Annotated in this window: 17 protein-coding genes; 7 read left to right on the top strand and 10 right to left on the bottom strand. The window is 67.5% G+C overall.

Annotated elements, in window-relative coordinates; genetic code table 11:
* The 4 genes from U858_RS0131465 to U858_RS0131480 form a co-directional block, all read right to left on the bottom strand.
* On the bottom strand, positions 1–1,095 hold a 1,095-nt coding region (locus U858_RS0131465; protein ID WP_025141085.1), incomplete at its 3' end, for an amino acid ABC transporter permease.
* Positions 1,096–1,098: 3 nt separating this feature from the next.
* A complete protein-coding gene (locus U858_RS0131470; protein ID WP_025141086.1) occupies positions 1,099–2,307 on the bottom strand; it encodes an aminotransferase class I/II-fold pyridoxal phosphate-dependent enzyme in 1,209 nt (402 codons plus the stop codon).
* 145 nt (positions 2,308–2,452) lie between these two features.
* Positions 2,453–3,469, bottom strand: coding sequence for an amino acid ABC transporter substrate-binding protein (locus U858_RS0131475; protein WP_025141087.1), 1,017 nt, complete (start codon positions 3,467–3,469; stop codon positions 2,453–2,455).
* 493 nt (positions 3,470–3,962) lie between these two features.
* Positions 3,963–4,685, bottom strand: coding sequence for a FadR/GntR family transcriptional regulator (locus tag U858_RS0131480; protein ID WP_025141088.1), 723 nt, complete (start codon positions 4,683–4,685; stop codon positions 3,963–3,965).
* Positions 4,686–4,827: 142 nt separating this feature from the next.
* Here U858_RS0131480 and U858_RS0131485 point away from each other — a divergent pair, with 142 nt between their 5' ends.
* Positions 4,828–5,376 (top strand): MolR family transcriptional regulator, encoded by a 549-nt coding sequence (locus U858_RS0131485; protein WP_025141089.1) that lies wholly within the window; start codon positions 4,828–4,830, stop codon positions 5,374–5,376.
* Between the two features lie 161 nt (positions 5,377–5,537).
* On the opposite strand, the gene kdgD (U858_RS0131490) is transcribed toward U858_RS0131485, so the two are convergent.
* The 3 genes from kdgD (U858_RS0131490) to kdgD (U858_RS0131505) all read right to left on the bottom strand — a co-directional run bounded on the left by kdgD (U858_RS0131490) (position 5,538) and on the right by kdgD (U858_RS0131505) (position 9,301).
* Entirely contained in the window at positions 5,538–6,452 is a 915-nt protein-coding gene (kdgD, locus tag U858_RS0131490) for a 5-dehydro-4-deoxyglucarate dehydratase (protein WP_025141090.1), read from the bottom strand.
* 289 nt (positions 6,453–6,741) lie between these two features.
* On the bottom strand, positions 6,742–8,322 hold the full coding sequence (locus U858_RS0131500) for an aldehyde dehydrogenase (NADP(+)) (protein WP_025141092.1): 1,581 nt from the start codon (positions 8,320–8,322) through the stop codon (positions 6,742–6,744).
* A 64-nt stretch (positions 8,323–8,386) separates the two neighbouring features.
* Positions 8,387–9,301 (bottom strand): 5-dehydro-4-deoxyglucarate dehydratase, encoded by a 915-nt coding sequence (kdgD, locus tag U858_RS0131505; protein WP_025141093.1) that lies wholly within the window; start codon positions 9,299–9,301, stop codon positions 8,387–8,389.
* A gap of 245 nt (positions 9,302–9,546) precedes the next feature.
* On the opposite strand from kdgD (U858_RS0131505), the gene garD reads away from it, so the two are divergent.
* From garD to U858_RS0131520, 3 genes are all read left to right on the top strand, one after another.
* Positions 9,547–11,127 (top strand): galactarate dehydratase, encoded by a 1,581-nt coding sequence (garD, locus tag U858_RS0131510; RefSeq protein ID WP_025141094.1) that lies wholly within the window; start codon positions 9,547–9,549, stop codon positions 11,125–11,127.
* Between the two features lie 147 nt (positions 11,128–11,274).
* Complete coding sequence (locus tag U858_RS0131515; RefSeq protein WP_025141095.1) at positions 11,275–12,252, top strand: tripartite tricarboxylate transporter substrate binding protein; 978 nt, start codon at positions 11,275–11,277, stop codon at positions 12,250–12,252.
* 128 nt (positions 12,253–12,380) lie between these two features.
* Complete coding sequence (locus U858_RS0131520) at positions 12,381–13,169, top strand: hypothetical protein (protein ID WP_157838886.1); 789 nt, start codon at positions 12,381–12,383, stop codon at positions 13,167–13,169.
* A 101-nt stretch (positions 13,170–13,270) separates the two neighbouring features.
* Here the strand turns inward: U858_RS0131520 and U858_RS0131525 are convergent, their stop codons facing one another.
* Positions 13,271–14,113, bottom strand: a complete 843-nt coding sequence (locus tag U858_RS0131525; RefSeq protein ID WP_025141097.1) for a ProQ/FinO family protein — start codon at positions 14,111–14,113, stop codon at positions 13,271–13,273.
* A 106-nt stretch (positions 14,114–14,219) separates the two neighbouring features.
* Between U858_RS0131525 and U858_RS0131530 the strand changes: the two genes are divergently transcribed.
* From U858_RS0131530 to copD, 3 genes are all read left to right on the top strand, one after another.
* Positions 14,220–14,681, top strand: coding sequence for a hypothetical protein (locus tag U858_RS0131530; RefSeq protein ID WP_232786644.1), 462 nt, complete (start codon positions 14,220–14,222; stop codon positions 14,679–14,681).
* A 213-nt stretch (positions 14,682–14,894) separates the two neighbouring features.
* On the top strand, positions 14,895–15,257 hold the full coding sequence (copC, locus tag U858_RS0131535; protein ID WP_025141099.1) for a copper homeostasis periplasmic binding protein CopC: 363 nt from the start codon (positions 14,895–14,897) through the stop codon (positions 15,255–15,257).
* 1 nt (position 15,258) lies between these two features.
* Entirely contained in the window at positions 15,259–16,146 is an 888-nt protein-coding gene (gene copD / locus U858_RS0131540; protein ID WP_025141100.1) for a copper homeostasis membrane protein CopD, read from the top strand.
* A 7-nt stretch (positions 16,147–16,153) separates the two neighbouring features.
* Here the strand turns inward: copD and U858_RS0131545 are convergent, their stop codons facing one another.
* The gene (locus tag U858_RS0131545) at positions 16,154–17,704 is read right to left on the bottom strand and encodes a hypothetical protein (RefSeq protein ID WP_025141101.1); all 1,551 of its coding nucleotides are present in this window, start codon (positions 17,702–17,704) and stop codon (positions 16,154–16,156) included.
* A 79-nt stretch (positions 17,705–17,783) separates the two neighbouring features.
* Positions 17,784–18,532 (bottom strand): glutamine amidotransferase (locus tag U858_RS0131550; RefSeq protein WP_369797759.1); only part of this gene is annotated, 749 nt, incomplete at its 5' end.

Here is an 18,532-nt window from a genome sequence, read left to right on the forward strand (position 1 = left end):
AATGCCCTCGATGGCCTGGCCGGTCTGGTTCAGCGTGGTGTTCACCACCGACACGATGTCCGGATAGCCGATGGCCACCGCCAGGGAACTGTTCTTCAACAGGTTCAGGTACTGGCTGGTCATGGGCGGGATGATGACGCGCAGCGCTTGCGGCAACACCACCAGGCGCAGCGCCAGGGGCCGGCGCAGGCCCAGCGCACCCGCGGCTTCCCATTGGCCGTTGCCGACCGCCTGGATGCCCGAGCGCACGACTTCGGCGATGAAGGCGGCGGTGTAGATCACCAGGCCCAGCAGCAGGGCGGCGAATTCGGGCGTCAGGGTCAGCCCGCCCGAGAAGTTGAAGCCCTTCAGTTCGGGCATGTCCAGCGTCAGCGAGGCGCCGCTGGCCAGCCAGCCCACGACCGGCAGGCCGATCAACAGGCCGATGGCGAAGCGTCCCAGCGGAAACGGCCGGCCAGTGGCTTCCTGGCGCTGTTTGCCCCAGTGGCCCAGGAACAGAATGGCGACAATCGCCAGGCCCAGTCCGCCCAGCACCCCATCCAGCGAGGCGCCTTCCAGCCCTGGCACCTTCAGGCCGCGGTTGGAAATGAACACGCCCGGCAGCGGATGGTGCGCCTGGCGCGGGCCGGGCATGTTCTCGGTAATGAGCGCGTACCAGAAGAACAGCTGCAACAGCAGCGGCACGTTGCGCATGACTTCGACGTAGATCGAGGCCAGGCGGGCCACCAGCCAGTTCCTGGACAGGCGGCCCACGCCGATCAGCACCCCCAGCGCGGTGGCCGCGACCAGGGCGATCAGGCCGACGCGCAGCGTGTTCAGGATGCCGACGGCGATGGCGCAGCCGTAGGTGTCGGCCGGGCCGTAGGCGATGGGCGATTCGCCGATGGCGAAGCCCGCTTCGCGCGTCAGGAAGCCAAAGCCGGTGGCGATGTTGCGCAGCGCCAGGTTTTGCAGGGTGTTGTGGACCAGGAACCAGATGGCCGACCCCGCCAGGGCCAGCGCCAGGGCCTGGTAGGCCAGGGCGCGGGTGGCGGGGTCGCTCCAGGACCAGCGGCGCGGCGCGCGTCGCGCGGTGGCGGAACTTGCTTTACCCACGGTTCAGCCCGCCATCAGCGCGCTGACCGCGGCGGCCAGGCGGTCCATGCCTTGCTCGATCACCTCGGTGGCGGTGGCGAACGAGAAGCGCACGTAGGGCGACAGGCCGTACGAGCCGCCGTCGATCACGGCCACGCCGGCCTGGCGTAGGAAGAACAGGCTGACGTCCAGGTCGGTCTTCAGTTCGCCGTCGGGGCCGGTGCGGCCGATCAGGCCGCTGACGTTGGCGTAGACATAGAAGGCGCCGTCGGGCGTGGCGCACGAGATGCCGGGAATGGCGTTCAGGCGGCGCACGATCAGGTCGCGGCGGTCCTTGAAGATGGCAACCATGTCGGTGACGCTGGTCTGGTCGCCTTCCAGGGCGGCCTGGGCGGCGGCTTGCGAGATGGCGCTGGGGCAGCTGGTGCTTTGCGACATCACGGTGCTCATGGCCTTGACCAGGTCGGCCGGGCCGGCGCCGTAGCCCACGCGCCAACCGGTCATGGCGTACGACTTGGACATGCCGTTGACGATCAGCGTGCGGTCGGCCAGTTGCGGTTCCACCTGCACGGGTGACACGTGCGGCTCATTGCCATAGCAGAAGGGCGCGTAGATCTCGTCGCTGAGAATCCAGACGCGCGGATGGCGCAGCAGCACGTCGGTCAGGGCGCGCATTTCGGCGCGGCTGTAGACGGCGCCGCTGGGGTTGCTGGGCGAATTCAGGATCAGCCAGCGGGTGCGCGGCGTGATGGCGGCTTCCAGCGTGGCAGCATCCAGCTTGAAGCCCTGCGATTCCGGGCCGGCCGCGACGACGGGTTTGCCTTCGTTGAGCAGCACCATGTCCGGGTACGAGACCCAGTACGGCGCGCACACGATCACTTCGTCGCCGGGTTCCAGGCTGGCGGTGAGCGCCGCGCTGATGATCTGCTTGGCGCCGGCGCCCACGGTGATCTGGTCCAGGCCGTACTTGGCGCCCAGCGTCAGTTCCAGGCTGTTGGCGATGGCGCGGCGCAGGCCCGGCGTGCCGTTGGGGCTGGTGTAGCGGATGTCGCCGCCGGCAATGGCGGCCTGCCCGGCGCGCGCGATGTGGGCAGGCGTGGGCATGTCGGGCTCGCCCAGGGTGAAGTCGGCGATCTCGCGGCCGGCGCGGCGCAGTTCGTCGACGACGATCTTGGCGGCCATGCTGGGGGAAGGTTTGATCTGCTTGAGGCGGGCGTTGACGATGCTGTTCATGGTGACTGCTTCTGAAAAAAGGCGGTGGCCGGCACACCCGCCGGCCCCGCGAAAATCAAGGAAAACGTATGGCACGGCCAGGCGGGCGGATCCGGCCTGGCCGCGGGGCGGCCCGCCTTGCCTGCGGGCAAGGCGAGCCTGGGCATCAACGCACCGGCCAGCCGTACATCAGGCCGCCTTGCGTCCACAGCTTGTTCAGGCCGCGGTCCAGCTTCAGGGGGCTGTCCTTGCCCATGGCGCGGTCATAGCTTTCGCCGTAGTTGCCGACCTGTTTGATGATGTTGTAGGCCCACTTGTCGTCCAGCCCCAGGTTCTTGCCCATGCCGGGCGTCACGCCCAGGATGCGCTGCACGTTGGGGTTGGTGCTCTTGAGCATGTCGTCGACGTTCTTGGACGTGATGCCGTATTCCTCGGCTTCCAGCATGGCGTTGAGCGACCAGCGCACCACGTTGAACCACTGTTCGTCGCCCTGGCGCACCATGGGGCCCAGCGGTTCCTTGGACAGGTTTTCCGGCAGGATTTCCCAGTCGTCGGGCTTGGCCAGGCGCGTGCGCATGTTGGCGGCGGTGTTGGACTTGTCGTTGGTGTAGGCGTCGCAGCGGCCCGATTCCAGCAGGCGGAAGTTTTCGTCGTAGTTCTCGACCAGCACCGGCTTGAAGGTGATGCCGCGGGCGCGGAAGTAGTCGGCCAGGTTCAGTTCGGTGGTGGTGCCGGGCTGCACGCAGACGGTGGCGCCGTCCAGTTCCTTGACCGTCTTCACGTTCATGGACTTCTTCACGATCAGGCCCTGGGCGTCATAGAAGTTCACGCCCACGCCGATCAGGCCCAGCGTGGTGTCGCGCGTCAGGGTCTGGGTGGTGTTGCGCGACAGCATGTCGATTTCACCGGACTGCAAGGCGGTGAACTTGGCCTGGGCGGTCAGCACGTTGCCCTTGACCTTGGATGCGTCGCCGAACATCGCGGCGGCCACGGCGCGGCACATGTCCACGTCCAGGCCGGTCCATTCGCCCTTGCTGTCCAGCACCGAGAAACCGGGAATGCCGGCAAAGCCGCATTGCAGGAAGCCTTTTTTCTTGACGGCTTCGAAGGTGACGCCGGCTTGGGCGCCGGACGCCACGCACAGCAGGGTCGCCGCGACGGCGGTGGTCAGGAACTTGCGCATGAAAGTGTTCTCCAGGGGAGGGGGTAGGACGAAGCGAAGGGCAAAGACCGGACGCGCGACAACGCGCCCCACGCCTGTCGGGCAGAGGCGGCGGTGTGTACGAGTACGGACGGGAGAGGGGAAAGCGAGGGATGCAGCGAGGTCGCGGCAGCGGCTTTCCAGACGGGCGGCTACCGGTGAATACGGGTGGCGTAGCGTTGGAAGGTCGGGCGCAGGGCAGGCAACGTGGTCATCGGCGGCACTTGGACGGCAGGTCTTGCGTAACGGATCCCGAGCGGCGGCTGTCACTGACGGGCGTTACGAACTCATGAGATGTATGATGGCAGCCATCATACAAGTGAGCAAGTAAGGGGATTCCCGTAATTTGGGGGAAGCCGCGGGTTATATGGCGCCTGCGGGGCGCCGGGGGCGACTCAGAGCAGATGCCTGTCGTGATCTTTTGGCGGGATGCTTTGAGCGCTTCCCACAAGGCAAAGGGCGTGGCCGCCCGCGATCAGGCGGGCGGGTGCGACAGCAGCTTGCGGTAGCGGGCGATGCTGTCGCCCAGGTGGCGGGCCATGGCGGCGCGGGCGGCGCCGGGGTCGCGGCGCATGATGGCCGTCAGGATGGCCTCGTGTTCCTGCACGTTGCGGGTTTCGTAGGTTTCGAGTTCTTCGGGCGTCTTGCCGCCGTGCTTGATGTTCAGGTCCAGCATGACGTCGCGCACCGCGGCCTGCAGCAGCGCCGGAAAGTGCGGGTTGTTGGACGCGCGGGCGATGGACAGGTGGAATTCGTAGTCGGCCTTGACGGCGGCTTCCATGTCGCGGGTGGCGCGGTTGAAGGCGTCGAACGCCTCGACGATGCCGCTCAGGTCGGCGGCGCTGCGGCGCTCTGCCGCCAGCCCACAGGCCTCGACCTCGAGGCCGGCGCGCAATTCCATGATGTGCAGGGCCCAGCGCGGGTCGCCTGCCGGCGCCACGACGAAGTCGATGGGTTTTTCGCGGTCTTCGGTGACGAAGACGCCGATGCCGGCCTTGCTGACCAGCCGGCCGCTCAGGCGCATCGAGGCCACGGCTTCGCGGATGACGGTGCGGCTGACGTCGAACTCGGCGCACAGCGCGTGTTCGGACGGCAGCTTGTCGCCAGGGCGGTACTGCCGGGCGTCCAGGCGCTTGGTCAGTTCGTCGATCACGACGTCGGTCAAGCGCGAACGCGGGCGGGGCCGGGGATTTTCCATTGTCTCTTTTTGGGGTGTGGTGCCGGGGGACGAAGGCCTAATGATAAACGGCCGGGGCCGTATGACAGCATACAGGAGAGGAATTGGGGGACTGGCTTATCATGCCCCTTCCGACACACACAAAAAATGGAACCCACGCACGATGCCGAAGAACGATCTGTACTTTGACGATGAAGACGAAGGCCTGGCGCGGGAAACCAGCCATCCCAACTTCGTGGCGCTGGCCGGCGATGACTTCTACTACGACTGCGCCGACGATTTCAGCCCGTTTGGCAGCGATGACGGCAATGATGCGTTGAGCGGCCTGCAGGACTGGTACGGCGAGAACAAGAGCGGCCGCGGCATCGTCAAGTTCATGAATGAGTTTCTGGCCGACTGGGGGCTGGACGTGCCCTGGGATCGCATTCGCCATGACCTGGACGCCAGGACGCAGTGGCTGGATGAAGACGACATGCACGAACGCTTTTTCCAGGGCGAATGCCGGGCGATCGTGGCGACGGCGTTCGGGCAACTGAAGATCGCCGGCCGTATCGATGCCGAATTGCTGGGCCTGGCCAAGGCGGCCATTGCGGATCAGCTGTGGCTGAATGCGCGGGCGCGCACCAAGTATCCGAAGTGGGAATTCGCCGACCAGGAGCACGCGCGCCTGGAACAGATGTTGGCGGTGCTGAACCAGCCGTCGGTGGGGTGAGGGCGCAATGATTGGAGTGATGCGTCGAGCGTCGCCCCCGTGATCGCCTCGCAATAGATAAGGGCCGCATTCTTGCGGCCCTTATCTATTTCTGTGGTTTGACCCGCTCAATCAGCGCAGCCGGTACATCTGCTGGCCGTGGCTGATTGACGTGTTGGCCTTTACTGCGGGCCCAGCTTCTTGATCAGCGCGTTGAGCATTTCCAGCTCGTCGGGCTTCAGGTCCGTCAGCGGGGCGCGCACAGGACCCGCATCGTGGCCGACCAGCTTGGCGCCGGCCTTGACGATGCTGACGGCGTAGCCGGCGCAGCGGTTGCGGATTTCCAGGTAGGGCAGGAAGAACTCGTCCAGCAGGCGGTTGGTCGTGTCGTGGTCGTGCGCGGCGACGGCGCGGTAGAAGTCCATCGCGGTCTTGGGCACGAAGTTGAAGACGGCCGACGAATACACCGGCACGCCCAGGGCCTTGTAGGCCGCGGCATAGACCTCGGCGGTGGGCAGGCCGCCCAGGTACGAGAAACGGTCGCCCAGCTTGCGGCGGATGCGGACCATGGCTTCGATGTCGCCGATGCCGTCTTTGAAGCCCACCAGGTTGGGGCAACGGTCGGCCAGCAGGGCCAGGCTGTCGGCCGACAGACGCGATTGCGCGCGGTTGTAGACGATGACGCCGATCTTGACCGATTTGCAGACCTGTTCGACGTGGTCGAGGATGCCTTGTTGCGAGGCTTCGGTGAGGTAGTGCGGCAACAGCAGCACGCCCTTGGCGCCCAGGCGTTCGGCTTCCTGTGCATAGGCGATGGCCACGCGAGTGGGGCCGCCCGCGCCCGCCAGGATCGGCACTTTGCCGGCGCAGGTATTCACGGCGGTGCGGATGACATCGGAATACTCGGACGGCGCCAGCGAGAAGAACTCACCCGTGCCGCCGGCCGCGAACAGGGCGGTGGCGCCGTAGGGGGCCAGCCATTCCAGGCGCTGGGCATAGGTCTTGGCGTTGAAATCGCCGTTCTGGTCGAAGTCGGTAACGGGGAAGGACAACAGGCCTTCCGAGACGATGGCCTTGAGTTCCTGGGGAGTGGTCATACCTGGGTCCGTGATTGCGAGAAAAAGCCGTCGGTGAGGACGGTAGGAAGAAAGATCAGTAGATGTATGTCATCGTACAACATACAAGATGAGCGGGCAAAGCAGTAAATCAGCTCGCTGATGTTGTCGTACAACATGTGGCACCAAGTGAAGCGCGGGAGACAGCCGCCAACGAAGCAGCATCTGAAGCAGATGCCGAGGCAAACCCCGCGTGGCCGCATCGAGGGAACCAGCACTTCAAAAAAACGGGCGGCTCATCGCCGCCCGCTTTGGCCGAATGCAGGACGCGTCAGACGGCGATGACCCCGTCCACCATGCGCGGCAGGTTCAGCGGATTGGCGCGCTTGACGCCATCGGGCAGCAGCGCATCGGGCAGGTCCTGGTAGCAGACCGGGCGCAGGAAGCGGCGGATGGCGGTGGCGCCGACCGAGGTCGAGGCAGGATTGGACGTGGCCGGGAAGGGGCCGCCGTGCACCATGGCGTGGCTGACTTCGACGCCGGTGGGGTAGCCGTTGGCCAGGATGCGGCCGGCCTTGCGTTCCAACACGGGCAGCAGCGCGCGCGCCGCATCGGTGTCGGCGTCGTCCACAAATAGCGTGGCGGTCAGCTGGCCTTCCAGGTGTTCGGCCACGGCGCGCATCTCGGCGGCATCGCGGCAGCCCACGACGAGGGACGCCGGGCCGAAGACTTCGGCTTCGAGTTCGGGCGATGCCAGGAAACGGGCGGCATCGGTGCCGAAGACGGCAGGGCCGGCGGCGTTGGCGGCAGGCTTTGAGGCTTGGCCGCGGCCCAGCGTGGCGACGCTGGCGTGGCCGGCCAGGGCCTGTTCGCCCTGCGCGTAGGCCGAGAAGATGCCGGGCGTCAGCATGGTGGCCGCGCCCTTGGCCTGGACAGCTTGCGCGGCGGCCTGGCGGAAGCGTTCCAGCGCCGGGCCTTCGATGCCGATGACCAGGCCCGGGTTGGTGCAGAACTGGCCCACGCCCATCACCAGCGAGTCGACAAAGCCCTTTGCGATGGCCTCGGCGCGCGTTTCCAGGGCCGCCGGCAGCAGGAATACCGGGTTGATGCTGGACATCTCGGCGTACACGGGAATCGGCACGGGGCGGGCGTTGGCGGCGGCGACCAGCGCCAGGCCGCCGCGGCGCGAGCCGGTGAAGCCGACCGCGGTGATGGCCGGATGGGTGGCCAGCGCGGTGCCGATTTCATTGCCGGCGCCAAAGAGCAGCGAGAACGTGCCTTCGGGCAGGCCGTGCTTGGCAACGGCCTGCTGGATCACGCGGCCGACCATTTCCGAGGTGCCGGGATGGGCGTTGTGGGCCTTGACGATGACGGGGCAGCCGGCCGCCAGGGCCGATGCGGTGTCGCCGCCTGCCACCGAGAAGGCCAGCGGGAAGTTGCTGGCGCCGAACACGGCGACCGGGCCCAGCGGCACGTTGGCCAGGCGCAGGTCGGCGCGCGGCAAGGGTTGGCGGTCGGGCTGGGCGGGGTCGATGGTGGCGTCCAGGAAGTAGCCGTCGCGCACCACGCGGGCAAACAGGCGCAGCTGGCCGACGGTGCGGCCGCGCTCGCCTTGCAGGCGGGCCAGCGGCAGGCCGGTTTCCAGATGGGTGCGCTCGATCAGCGCGTCGCCCAGCTGCAGGATGCCGTCGGCGATGCTTTCCAGGAACTGCGCGCGGGTTTCCAGGGGCGCGGCGCGGTAGGTGTCGAAGGCGGCCTGGGCCAGCTCGGCGGCGCGGGCCACGTCTTGCGCGGTGCCGGCGGGAAAGCCGGGTTCCAGGGCCTGGCCGTTGGCGGGATTGATGGCGTGCTGCGGGGCGCCGGTGCCCTTGATGGCGCTGGCGCCGATCAACATGTTGCCGGTCAAAGTCATGCGTGATTCTCCGAATGAAAACGCCCCCAGGCAGGGGGCGGGCAGGCGTGGCTGCAAGGCGGGGTTATTGGGGGCCGAGTTTTTTGATCAGAGCGTTCAGCGCTTCCAGCTCGTCGGGCTTCAGGTCCGTCAGTGGGGCGCGGACCGGGCCGGCATCGTGGCCGACCAGCTTGGCGCCGGCCTTGACGATGCTGACGGCGTAGCCGGCGCAGCGGTTGCGGATTTCCAGGTAGGGCAGGAAGAACTCGTCCAGCAGGCGGTTGGTGGTGTCGTGATCGTGCGCGGCAATGGCGCGATAGAAGTCCATCGCGGTCTTGGGTACGAAGTTGAAGACGGCCGACGAATACACCGGCACGCCCAGGGCCTTGTACGCCGCAGCGTAGACCTCGGCGGTGGGCAGGCCGCCCAGGTACGAGAAGCGGTCGCCCAGTTTGCGGCGGATGCGGACCATGGCTTCGATGTCGCCGACGCCGTCCTTGAAGCCCACCAGGTTGGGGCAGCGGTCGGCCAGCAGGGCCAGGCTGTCGGCCGACAGACGCGATTGCGCGCGGTTGTAGACGATGACGCCGATCTTGACCGATTTGCAGACCTGTTCGACGTGGTCAAGGATGCCTTGCTGCGAGGCTTCGGTCAGGTAGTGCGGCAACAGCAGCACGCCCTTGGCGCCCAGGCGCTCGGCTTCCTGTGCGTAGGCGATGGCGACGCGGGTGGGGCCGCCAGCGCCCGCCAGGATCGGCACTTTGCCGGCGCAGGTATTCACCGCGGTGCGGATGACGTCGGAATATTCGGACGGGGCCAGCGAGAAGAACTCACCCGTGCCGCCGGCCGCGAACAGGGCCGTGGCGCCGTAGGGGGCCAGCCATTCCAGGCGTTGGGCATAGGTCTTGGCGTTGAAGTCGCCATTCTGGTCGAAATCGGTGACGGGAAAGGACAGCAAGCCTTCCGAGACGATTTCCTTGAGTTCCTGCGGCGTGGTCATGGGCGGGGTTCCCTGTGAGGCGGGCGACGCGCCGGCGGAAGGTCTACCGAGTCGGTCGCGGTGAATAGGTACGTCATCGTACAACATGATTTTTAACGCTTCAAGACGAGTTTCCCTATGAGGCGTAGAACAGCCTTGGGGAAATCCGCAATTCATCGAAGCAATCGGCAGCAACTATTCTCTTGGTTGTACGATAACGTATGGGCGTCGGTGTCGACGGCGCCGAACAACATCAGGAGACCCGAATGCAGCTCGCGGCAGGCCAAGCGCCCGTGCTTATCCAGATCCACCCCCAGGACAACGTCGCCATCGTGGCCAACGACGGCGGCTTGCCGGCGGGCACCACGCTGCCGGACGGCCTGGTGCTGGTCGACACGGTGCCGCAGGGTCACAAGGTGGCGTTGCAGGACCTGGCCGAGGGCGAGGCGGTGCGGCGCTACAACGTGGTGGTGGGTTACGCGGCCAAGGCACTGCCGCGCGGCAGCTGGGTCAATGAACGCGTCACGACGATGCCCACCGCCCGCTCCCTGCAGGACTTGCCGGTGGGTACGCGCCGCACGGCGCCGCTGCCGCCGCTGGACGGCTATACCTTCCAGGGCTACCGCAACGCCGACGGCACGGTGGGCACGCGCAACATCCTGGCCATCAGCACCACGGTGCAATGCGTGCAGGGCGTGGTGGAACACGCCGTGGCGCGCATCCGGCGCGAGCTGCTGCCGCGCTATCCGAATGTGGACGACGTGGTGGGGCTGGAACACACCTACGGCTGCGGCGTGGCGATCGATGCGCCGGGCGCGGCGATTCCGGTGCGCACGTTGCACAACATTGCCCGCAACCCGAACTTTGGCGGCACCACCATGGTGGTCAGCCTGGGCTGCGAAAAGCTGCAGCCCGAACGCCTTCTGGCGCCCGGCGCGATTCCGATCCGGGCGGGCCAGGGCATGGCGGGTGGGGACCCGGACGGCGTGGACACCATCGTGCTGCAGGACGACGAGCACGTGGGCTTCGAATCCATGATCGACAACATCATGCGCACCGCCGAACGCCACCTGGAAAAGCTGAACCAGCGCCGGCGCGAGACCTGTCCGGCGTCTGACCTGGTGGTGGGCGTGCAGTGCGGCGGCAGCGATGCGTTTTCGGGGGTGACGGCGAACCCGGCGGTGGGTTTTGCGGCCGACCTGCTGGTGCGCGCGGGGGCCGCGGTGATGTTTTCCGAGAACACGGAGGTGCGCGACGGCATCGACCAACTGACGGCGCGCGCCGCCACGCCGGAAGTGGCCGAGGCGCTGGTGCGCGAGATGGCCTGGTACGACGATTACCTGCAACGCGGCAGCGCCGACCGCAGCGCCAACACCAGCCCTGGCAACAAGAAGGGCGGGCTGTCCAACATTGTCGAAAAGGCCATGGGCTCGATCGTGAAATCCGGCTCGTCGAACATCGACGGCGTGCTGTCGCCGGGCGACCGGCTGACGCGCAAGGGCCTGATCTTCGCGGCCACGCCGGCCAGCGATTTCATCTGCGGCACGCTGCAACTGGCGGCCGGCATGAACCTGCACATCTTCACCACGGGGCGCGGCACGCCTTACGGCTTGGCGCAGGTGCCGGTCATCAAGGTCGCCACCCGCAGCGACCTGGCGCGGCGCTGGCACGACCTGATGGACGTGGACGCCGGCCGCATTGCCACCGGCCAGGCCCGCATCGAAGACGTGGGCTGGGAACTGTTCCGCCTGATGCTGGACGTGGCCAGCGGCCGCCGCCAGACCTGCGCCGAAAAACTCAAGCTGCACAACGCGCTGGCCTTGTTCAACCCGGGGCCGGTGACCTGAGGCGCTGGCGTTTCGGGCGCGGCGGCATGCACTCGGCACGCGTGCACGCCTGACCCTTTTGGTTTCGACGGGCTTGCCGTGGAGCGGGCCTGACACCACCTGGCACCGGCCCATCGAGGCGCGGGCTTCTACAACAACGGAGACAACATGGATTCAAACAGAAGGCATCTGCTGGCCGGCGCCGCCGCGCTGGGGCTGGCGCGCATCACCCCGGCCTGGGCCCAGGCCGACGCCTGGCCCACCCGGCCCGTGCGCATCGTGGTGCCGTACCCGCCCGGCGGCTCGTCGGACATCATCGCGCGGGTCATCGCGCCGCGGCTGGCCGAAGCGCTCAAGCAGACCGTGGTGGTCGAGAACAAGCCCGGCGCCAACGGCAACCTGGGGGCGGGCATCGTGGTGCAGTCGGCCCAGGAAGGCCATACCGTGCTGCTGTGCGACGTGGGCGCGCTGGCGATCAGCCCGTCGGTCTATACCAAGTTGTCGTTCGATCCGTCCAAGGACCTGCGATCGGTGGGCATGCTGGCGTATTCGCCGCACGTGCTGGCGGTGCATCCGGACGTGCCGGCCAAGACGGTGCCGGAACTGGTGGCGCTGTCCAAGAAACAGCGATTGAACTTCGCCGTGACCGCCATCGGCAGCGCGCCGCACCTGGCCGCGGTGGCTGTGCAGCAGGCCACCGGCGCGCAGTGGGAATACGTGCCGTACAAGGGCGGGTCGCAGGCGGTGACGGACACGATCGGCGGGCAGACGCAGGTCATCATGAACGGCCTGCTGGCAACCCTGCCGCACATCAAGGGCGGCAAGCTGCGCGCCATTGCGGTTTCCAAGAAGGAACGCATGCAGCTGGTGGCCGACATTCCGACGATTTCCGAGCAGGGCGTGGCGGGGTTCGAATCCGGCACCTGGCAAGGGGTGATGGCGCCGGTGACGGCCACGGACAAGACCGCGAACCTGTTGGCCACGCTGATGGGGCAGATCGTCAACCAGCCCGACGTGAAGTCGCAGCTGAACGAGCAGGGCGCCGAGATCGTGGTGCGCAATCCCGCGGAATTGGCGCAGTTCTTCAGCAGCGAGCGGGCGCGTTGGGCCAAGGTGGTGGCCAGCGCGGATATCAGACTGGATTAACCTGCGTCCGTGCGGCCCGGCAATCGATTTATTAAGTTTTGTTGCATACTGTCGTTGTTTGTATGAACCCTTCGCGCTACGGCGCGAGGGCATTTCGGCGCAAAGCCGCACAAGCAACGGAGTACAGATTGCAGAAAAAACTACCGGTATGGCGGGTTGTCCGCGAAACATACAACTATCTGGGCGATCACGGCGGGAAAATGCTCGCGGCGGCGCCCCAGTTGGCCGCGATCCTGTTCGTGGGCACTTGCGTGAGCTTGCATCTGGGCTATCTGGCCGAGGTGCAACACAGCCTGCTGCTGGAATTGGCCGGCTGGCTGGTCGGCATGGTCGGGCCGGTGTTGTCGGCCGTGGCGTGGCACCGGTACATCCTGCTCGATGAAACTCCGCGCGGCGGCCTCACGGTGGGCCGGCCGGAGCGCATGTACTTCATGGCGGCAGCGGGAAGTGCCGCGCTGATGTTCACCGTGTCGTTGATCAGCGCGGTGACCTTGGCGCTGGCGAAAGGCCCCGACGGGGTGCCCATATTGATCCTGCTACCGGTCGCGGTGCTGCAGTGGGTACCGCTTTATTTCCTTGGCCACGTATTCCTGGCTTTGCCGCAGGCGGCGTTGACAGGCAAGGTGGACTTGCGAGGCATCCATGCGTTGACCCGGGGCAACAAGTGGCGCTTCCTGGCGGTCGCGCTGCTGCCTGGCCTGCCCCTGCTCGTGGTGTTGGAGCTTTTCAGGGCGTTCGTATTGCAGATGCCACACCAAGCCAGCTTCGGCTATTACCTCTACAGCAGCACGTTGGTGCTGATGACAAGCCTGGTGGTGGTGACAACCATGTCGGTCACTTACCGTACATTGGCGCTGGCCTCGGACGAAGACGCGCCCGACGCGCCAGTAGACGAGACGGTGTCGGTGCAAGGGTAGGTTGTCTGGCGACCGATCGGTAATCGATTTCCAAAAACACCGCGGACCGCACCGCGCCTTGTCAGGCGCCGTGCGGTCCGCGGTGTTTTTTGATGCAGGCGTCAGTTGGCCTTTTGCGAATCTTCCGGCGTTTGCGCGGGCGCTTGCTCGGACGATTGCGTCGGCGCTTGTGCCGGCGCTTGTGCCGGCGTTTCTGCGGACACGGGTGCGGACGATTGCTCGGCAGCGGCTTGCTGTGCTTGCGTGTCGACCGGTGCCTTCACCGATTCCTGCGGCGCTTGCGCGGCCGCATCGGCGGTTGCCGGCTGCTGGGCAGCGGCATCCGTTGCGGGTGCGCCATCGGCTTGCGGCTTGGCCTTGTTGGCGTTGCCCTTGCCGCGGGCGGCAGCGCCCTTGGAATGGCGGCGCGAGGCCATGCGCTTGGCGTGCTGCGCTTCGTTGGCGGTGACGGCGCCGGCGGGTTCGCCGTTCAGGTCGACGCGGGCGGCGGCTTCAACCATGCTGTCCCAGTAGCGACGGCCGTCGCACCAGGTCTTGACGGCAACCTTGATTTCTTCGGCGGTGAGCTGCAAGGCCTTGGCATGCTGTTGCAGGTCTTCCAGCACGCCCAGCTTGAGCGGGACCTTGGCGGCCGGCTTCTTGGGGAATGCCTTGGGAAATTGGCGCTGCAGTCGCGAAATGGCGATCAGGACGGGATCGACGTCGGTCTCGCGCTTTTCGCGCGGCGCCTGGCGTTGACCTGCCTGCTGTTGGCCGGCCTGTTGGGGGGCGCGCTGTCCTTCACGCTTGCCGTTCCGGTTGCCGCCGCGCTTGTCGTCGCGCTTTTCACCACGCGTGCCGTCGCCTTTGGCGGCGGCGGGTCGCGCGGGTTTGGTGGAAGCCGTTTCTTCGGGAGCCTGCTTGAAAAGCAGTCCTCGGATGGCGGCGAGCTGTTCTAGACCCATAGTGTGTGCTGCACGTTCTGATGTGGAAAGGAGCGAGCATAACAGTTGTGACGCTTCAGATTGAAGTTGCGGGGCCCCGGGCGGGCGTCGTAAGCTCCCTGGCACCATGAGCCAGCACCCGTCTGTTACGTTTTTGCGCCTGTCCGCCGCCGCCCGGCGCGGGGTGGCGTGGCTGGCGGTGGCGCTGCTGGTTTTTCAGTCTTTGGTGGCGTCTGCGGCGTTTGGCGCCCCGGCGCCGGTGGCGCGCGGGCAGGGCGCCACCGTCATCCTGTGCACGGCCAGCGGACCGCGGGTGGTGGCGCTGGATGCCGTGCCAACAGGCCCGCAGGCGGGTGTGTCTTCTCATGGGCATAGCGATTGGGACGGCGGCGGCACGCTGCCGCATTGCTGCGCGTCGACCTGCGCGATGCTGGGCGGGGCTTGCCCGCCGGCACCGGCTGGCGTGGCGTGGCGCTTGCCTGACCTGGGGCCAGCGGCGCCGCAGGCGTCCGAGGATGGCGCGCCGCGTTGGCGCAATGCGCCTGACTGGCGGCCGCAGCAGTCCCGCGCCCCGCCGCGGGTCGGCTGATTGCCTGGCGGGAATACGGGCTGGAATTCGTCGGCCTGGTTCCGTGAGTCGAATTTCTGGCCTGAATCTCTGGCCGGGTTCACCCTTTTTCCTGTTTGCAGAGTGCGCCCTTGCGGCCTGGCCATGGCCGGCCGGTTGCCGCATTGCGCTGAATCCTCGTTATGCCATGACCCTTTGGCGGCGATGCGCCGCCGATTCATCAGGAGCACCACCATGATCAAACCCACCCTTATCGCTGCCGCCGTGCTGGCCATCGCCCCGCAATGGGCCTGGGCCCACGCCCACTTGAAAACCGCCACGCCCGCCGACAAGGCCGTGTTGGCGGCCACGCCGGCTACCGTAACGGCCAGCTTTTCCGAAGGCCTGGAGCCCGCGTTCTCGTCGCTGACGCTGCTGGACGCCGCCGGCAAGCCGGCCGCCAACACCAAGGCCGCGCCCGCGCCGGGCGACGACAAGACGCTGGTGCTGCCCGTGCCCAAGGATCTGCCGGCCGGCGCCTATACGGTGAAATGGCAGGCGCTGTCCAAGGACGGCCACAAGACCGACGGCGCCTGGACGTTCACGGTCAAGCCTTGAGATGAGCCTGCTGTTTGCCGCGTTTGCGCTGTGCCGGGCCTTGAACGTGGCGGCGGCGGTGCTGCTGTTCGGCGCCGCCGCGATGTTGGCCCTGGGCGGCGCGCCGCGGCTGGGGCGGGACGCCGAAGCCGCGCTGCGGCGTACGCTGCGCGCGGCGGCGGTGATCGGCGTCGCGGCCGCGCTGTGCCTGCTGCCATTGCAGACCGCCAGCATCGCGGGCGACTGGGGCGCGCTACGGGATTCGGACATGCTGGCCACGGTGGCGCTGCACACCCGATATGGCCAGGCCTGGATGCCGCGCGTGTTCGGCGCGGTGCTGGCGCTGGCCGTGGTGCTGTGGGTGCGGCCCGGGCGGCCCTGGGTGCTGGCCTGGGTGGCGGCACTGGGGCTGGCGCCGCTGAGCTTGGGCGGCCATGCGGCGATGCACGAAGGTTGGCTGGGCGCGGCGCATGCGGTCAATGACGCGCTGCATGGCCTGTCTGCCGCATTCTGGCTGGGGTCGCTGCCGGTATTCCTGTTGTGGCTGGCGGCCTGGCAGCGTCCGGGCAATCGGGCCGAGGCCACGCGTGCCTTGTTGCGGTTTTCATCGCTGGGGCACGTCGCCGTGGCGGTGCTGCTCTTCAGCGGCGTCGCCAATGCGGTCTTGATCCTTGGGGCTGGTAGGGTGGACCCCGCGTCGGATTATCAGCGCCTGCTGTTGGCGAAAATCGTGCTGGCGCTGGTGATGACGGGGCTGGCGCTGGTCAACCGCTATCGATGGATTCCGCGCATTCGCACGCAACGGGCGATGGCGCTGCACGCGATTCGCCGCAATACGATCGTGGAGCTGGCGCTGGGCGCGGCCGTGCTGATGGTGGTGGGCTTTCTGGGGCTGATGTCGCCGCTGTAGGTGCGCGTCAGCCGGCCAGCACCAGCAGCAAGGCCAGCGCCAGCAATATCGCAAACGCCGCCACGGCAAACGGCAGCAGCTGTGCATAGACCGCGCGTTCCTGGCCGCGGCCTTGCGCCAGGCCCGCGGCGATCGACATGCGCACCGGCGAAAAGAACCCCATTGACGTACCGGACACGTGCAACAGCGCCGCCGCCGCCGGCACGCTCAGGCCGGCGTGCAGCGCCAGCGACAGTTGCGACGGCATGAACAGGCTGTTGGGCGCATTGCCGCTGTTGGCCAGGATGCCGAAGGCACCGGCCAGAAGCGGCGTCATCAGCAGGGTCCAGTCCTGCATGGTGCGGAACAGGCCATCGGCAAAGGCTTGCGAGATGCCGGCGCCGGCCAGTACCTCGGCCATCATGGCGAACAGGAAGACCGACAGCACGGCGTGCTTGCCGGTGGTCCAGGCGTGGCGGGCATTGGTGGACAGCAGGCCGGGTTGGCGGCGAATCGCGGCCATCAGCAGGGCGCCGGCGATCAGCCAGCTGCCCGCGTGCAGAAAAGGCGTCCAGCTGGGCAGGTCGGCGTAGGGGCTGAAACGGGCCAGGCCGGCCAGACCGTGGTTCAGGGCGGGCGCCAGGCGCGTGGCGACCAGGCAGGCGATCAGGACGATGTACGGCAGGGCGCCCAGCGCGGCGTCTTGCAGCTGCGCGCGGCCGGGGCGGCGATCCAGCGCGAAGCGCAACACGATCAGCGGGCCGTAGGCGGCAAGTAAGGCGGTTTCGGGACCGAGGAGCGCGGTGGCCGCGGTCAGCAGCGCCAGGCTGGCCAGCATCCACAAGGCTTCGCGAGCCTGTTCCGCCTTGGTCGTGGGCAGGCCGGCGCGGCGCGCGGTGAGCCAGAACAGCGCCATCCAGACCAGCATCAGCAAGGCCACCGGCACCATGCCGTACAGGGCCAATTGCGATGCCGGCACGCGGGCATAGGCGGACGCCAGCAGCGTGCCGCTGCCCATGGCGCCCCACGGGATCAGTGTCTGGCTGAGCAGGGCAAATACCATCAGTTCGCGCGGCTTGAAGCCCAGCGGGCGTAACAGCAGCACCGTGCCCAGCATGCCCACGCCAAAGCCGGTGGCCGCTTCGGCGAAGGGACCGATCAGGAAGCAGGCAAAGAACAGCAGGCGGCGACGGGCCAGCAGGTCGGTGGGGGAAATGGCGTCTGCCGCGGGCGCGGGCTCAGCCGGTGGCGTGACGTGAGGACCGGCGGGCACGGCCGTTGGCGTCGACGGTGAACCTGTCGACGTGGCGGTGGGCCTGCGCCCACGGTCGGCGCGCGAGGCCATCTGCCAGAACAGCAGGCCGCCCAGGATGTAGGGCGTGATGATGGCGCCGATCCATAGCCCGCGAGCCAGCGCATGTCCCAGCGGTCCTCCCCCGAAAGCGCCGGGCGCCGCGAACAGCGCGACCGGAATGGCGGTCAGCAGGCCCAGCACGGCGGCCAGGGTGGTGTTGAGCCGGCCGCTGGCGATGGCGCCGATGACGACCAGGGCAGGCAGGGACCACAGCAGGGTCGTCATGGCGTGAGTCGACGTGCACGCGTCGAGTGCAAGCGGGCGGCCGGGCAGGGGCGTTGGGAAATGCCGCGCGTGGGTATCGTCATCCGGCACAGGCCACGGCAAAGCCGCGCAGGATCTGCAACGCATGGGGCGTGGGCGCCAGGGCTGCCCGCAAGGCCGCGACGTCATGGCCTTGAGTTGCCAGGAAGTCTTGCCGCCGGGCCAGGCAGGCATCCATGACGGCGGGCGTGAATTCCGGATGGAACTGCACCGACAGGGCCTGCGGACCGTAGCGCAGGATCTGGTGCGGGTCGTGGTCGGTGCCGGCCAGCACGGCGGCCGAGGCGGGCGGTTGCAACACGCTTTGCTCGTGCGTCAGGTGGGCGGCGAAGTGGTCGGGCAGTCCGGCCAGCAGCGGGTCGTCGTGTGACGCCGGCAGGCGCCGCACCGTGTGCAGGCCGATCTCGCGGCCGCGGGGGTGGTAGTCGACCACGCCGCCAAAGGCGTGGGCCATCAACTGGTGGCCGTAGCAGATGCCCAGCAGCGGCAGTTGCGCATGCAGCGCCTCGCGCAGCCACTGCGCGGTGCGTTCGCTCCAGGGTTCGCGGTCGGTGACCATGGACCAGGACCCGGTCAGCACGGCGCCGCGCAGGCGGGCCGGATCGGGCAGCGCGTGGCCGTCGGCCGGGTATTCGATGGTCAGCGGGAGGTCCAGGCCGGTGAGGGCCGCGGTGACCCAGTCGCCCTGTTCGCCTTGGGAGGCGCGCAGGTCTTCGGGCGGGCGGCCCATTTGCAGGATGGCCAGGGGTTTTTGTGTCATGGCGGTGGCGAGGCGGGTCGGCCCAGGCG

The sequence above is a fragment of the Achromobacter sp. DH1f genome (assembly GCF_000633435.1).
In the GTDB taxonomy this organism is placed as follows: Bacteria; Pseudomonadota; Gammaproteobacteria; order Burkholderiales; family Burkholderiaceae_B; genus Achromobacter; species Achromobacter deleyi.

Excerpts from the sequence above, each read along its gene's own strand:
- U858_RS0131470 (WP_025141086.1), bottom strand. The coding sequence starts at position 2,307 with ATGAACAGCATCGTCAACGCCCGCCTCAAGCAGATCAAACCTTCCCCC.
- U858_RS0131475 (WP_025141087.1), bottom strand. The coding sequence starts at position 3,469 with ATGCGCAAGTTCCTGACCACCGCCGTCGCGGCGACCCTGCTGTGCGTG.
- U858_RS0131480 (WP_025141088.1), bottom strand. The coding sequence starts at position 4,685 with ATGGAAAATCCCCGGCCCCGCCCGCGTTCGCGCTTGACCGACGTCGTG.
- U858_RS0131485 (WP_025141089.1), top strand. The coding sequence starts at position 4,828 with ATGCCGAAGAACGATCTGTACTTTGACGATGAAGACGAAGGCCTGGCG.
- kdgD (WP_025141090.1), bottom strand. The coding sequence starts at position 6,452 with ATGACCACTCCCCAGGAACTCAAGGCCATCGTCTCGGAAGGCCTGTTG.
- U858_RS0131500 (WP_025141092.1), bottom strand. The coding sequence starts at position 8,322 with ATGACTTTGACCGGCAACATGTTGATCGGCGCCAGCGCCATCAAGGGC.
- kdgD (WP_025141093.1), bottom strand. The coding sequence starts at position 9,301 with ATGACCACGCCGCAGGAACTCAAGGAAATCGTCTCGGAAGGCTTGCTG.
- garD (WP_025141094.1), top strand. The coding sequence starts at position 9,547 with ATGCAGCTCGCGGCAGGCCAAGCGCCCGTGCTTATCCAGATCCACCCC.
- U858_RS0131515 (WP_025141095.1), top strand. The coding sequence starts at position 11,275 with ATGGATTCAAACAGAAGGCATCTGCTGGCCGGCGCCGCCGCGCTGGGG.
- U858_RS0131525 (WP_025141097.1), bottom strand. The coding sequence starts at position 14,113 with ATGGGTCTAGAACAGCTCGCCGCCATCCGAGGACTGCTTTTCAAGCAG.
- U858_RS0131530 (WP_232786644.1), top strand. The coding sequence starts at position 14,220 with ATGAGCCAGCACCCGTCTGTTACGTTTTTGCGCCTGTCCGCCGCCGCC.
- copC (WP_025141099.1), top strand. The coding sequence starts at position 14,895 with ATGATCAAACCCACCCTTATCGCTGCCGCCGTGCTGGCCATCGCCCCG.
- copD (WP_025141100.1), top strand. The coding sequence starts at position 15,259 with ATGAGCCTGCTGTTTGCCGCGTTTGCGCTGTGCCGGGCCTTGAACGTG.
- U858_RS0131545 (WP_025141101.1), bottom strand. The coding sequence starts at position 17,704 with ATGACGACCCTGCTGTGGTCCCTGCCTGCCCTGGTCGTCATCGGCGCC.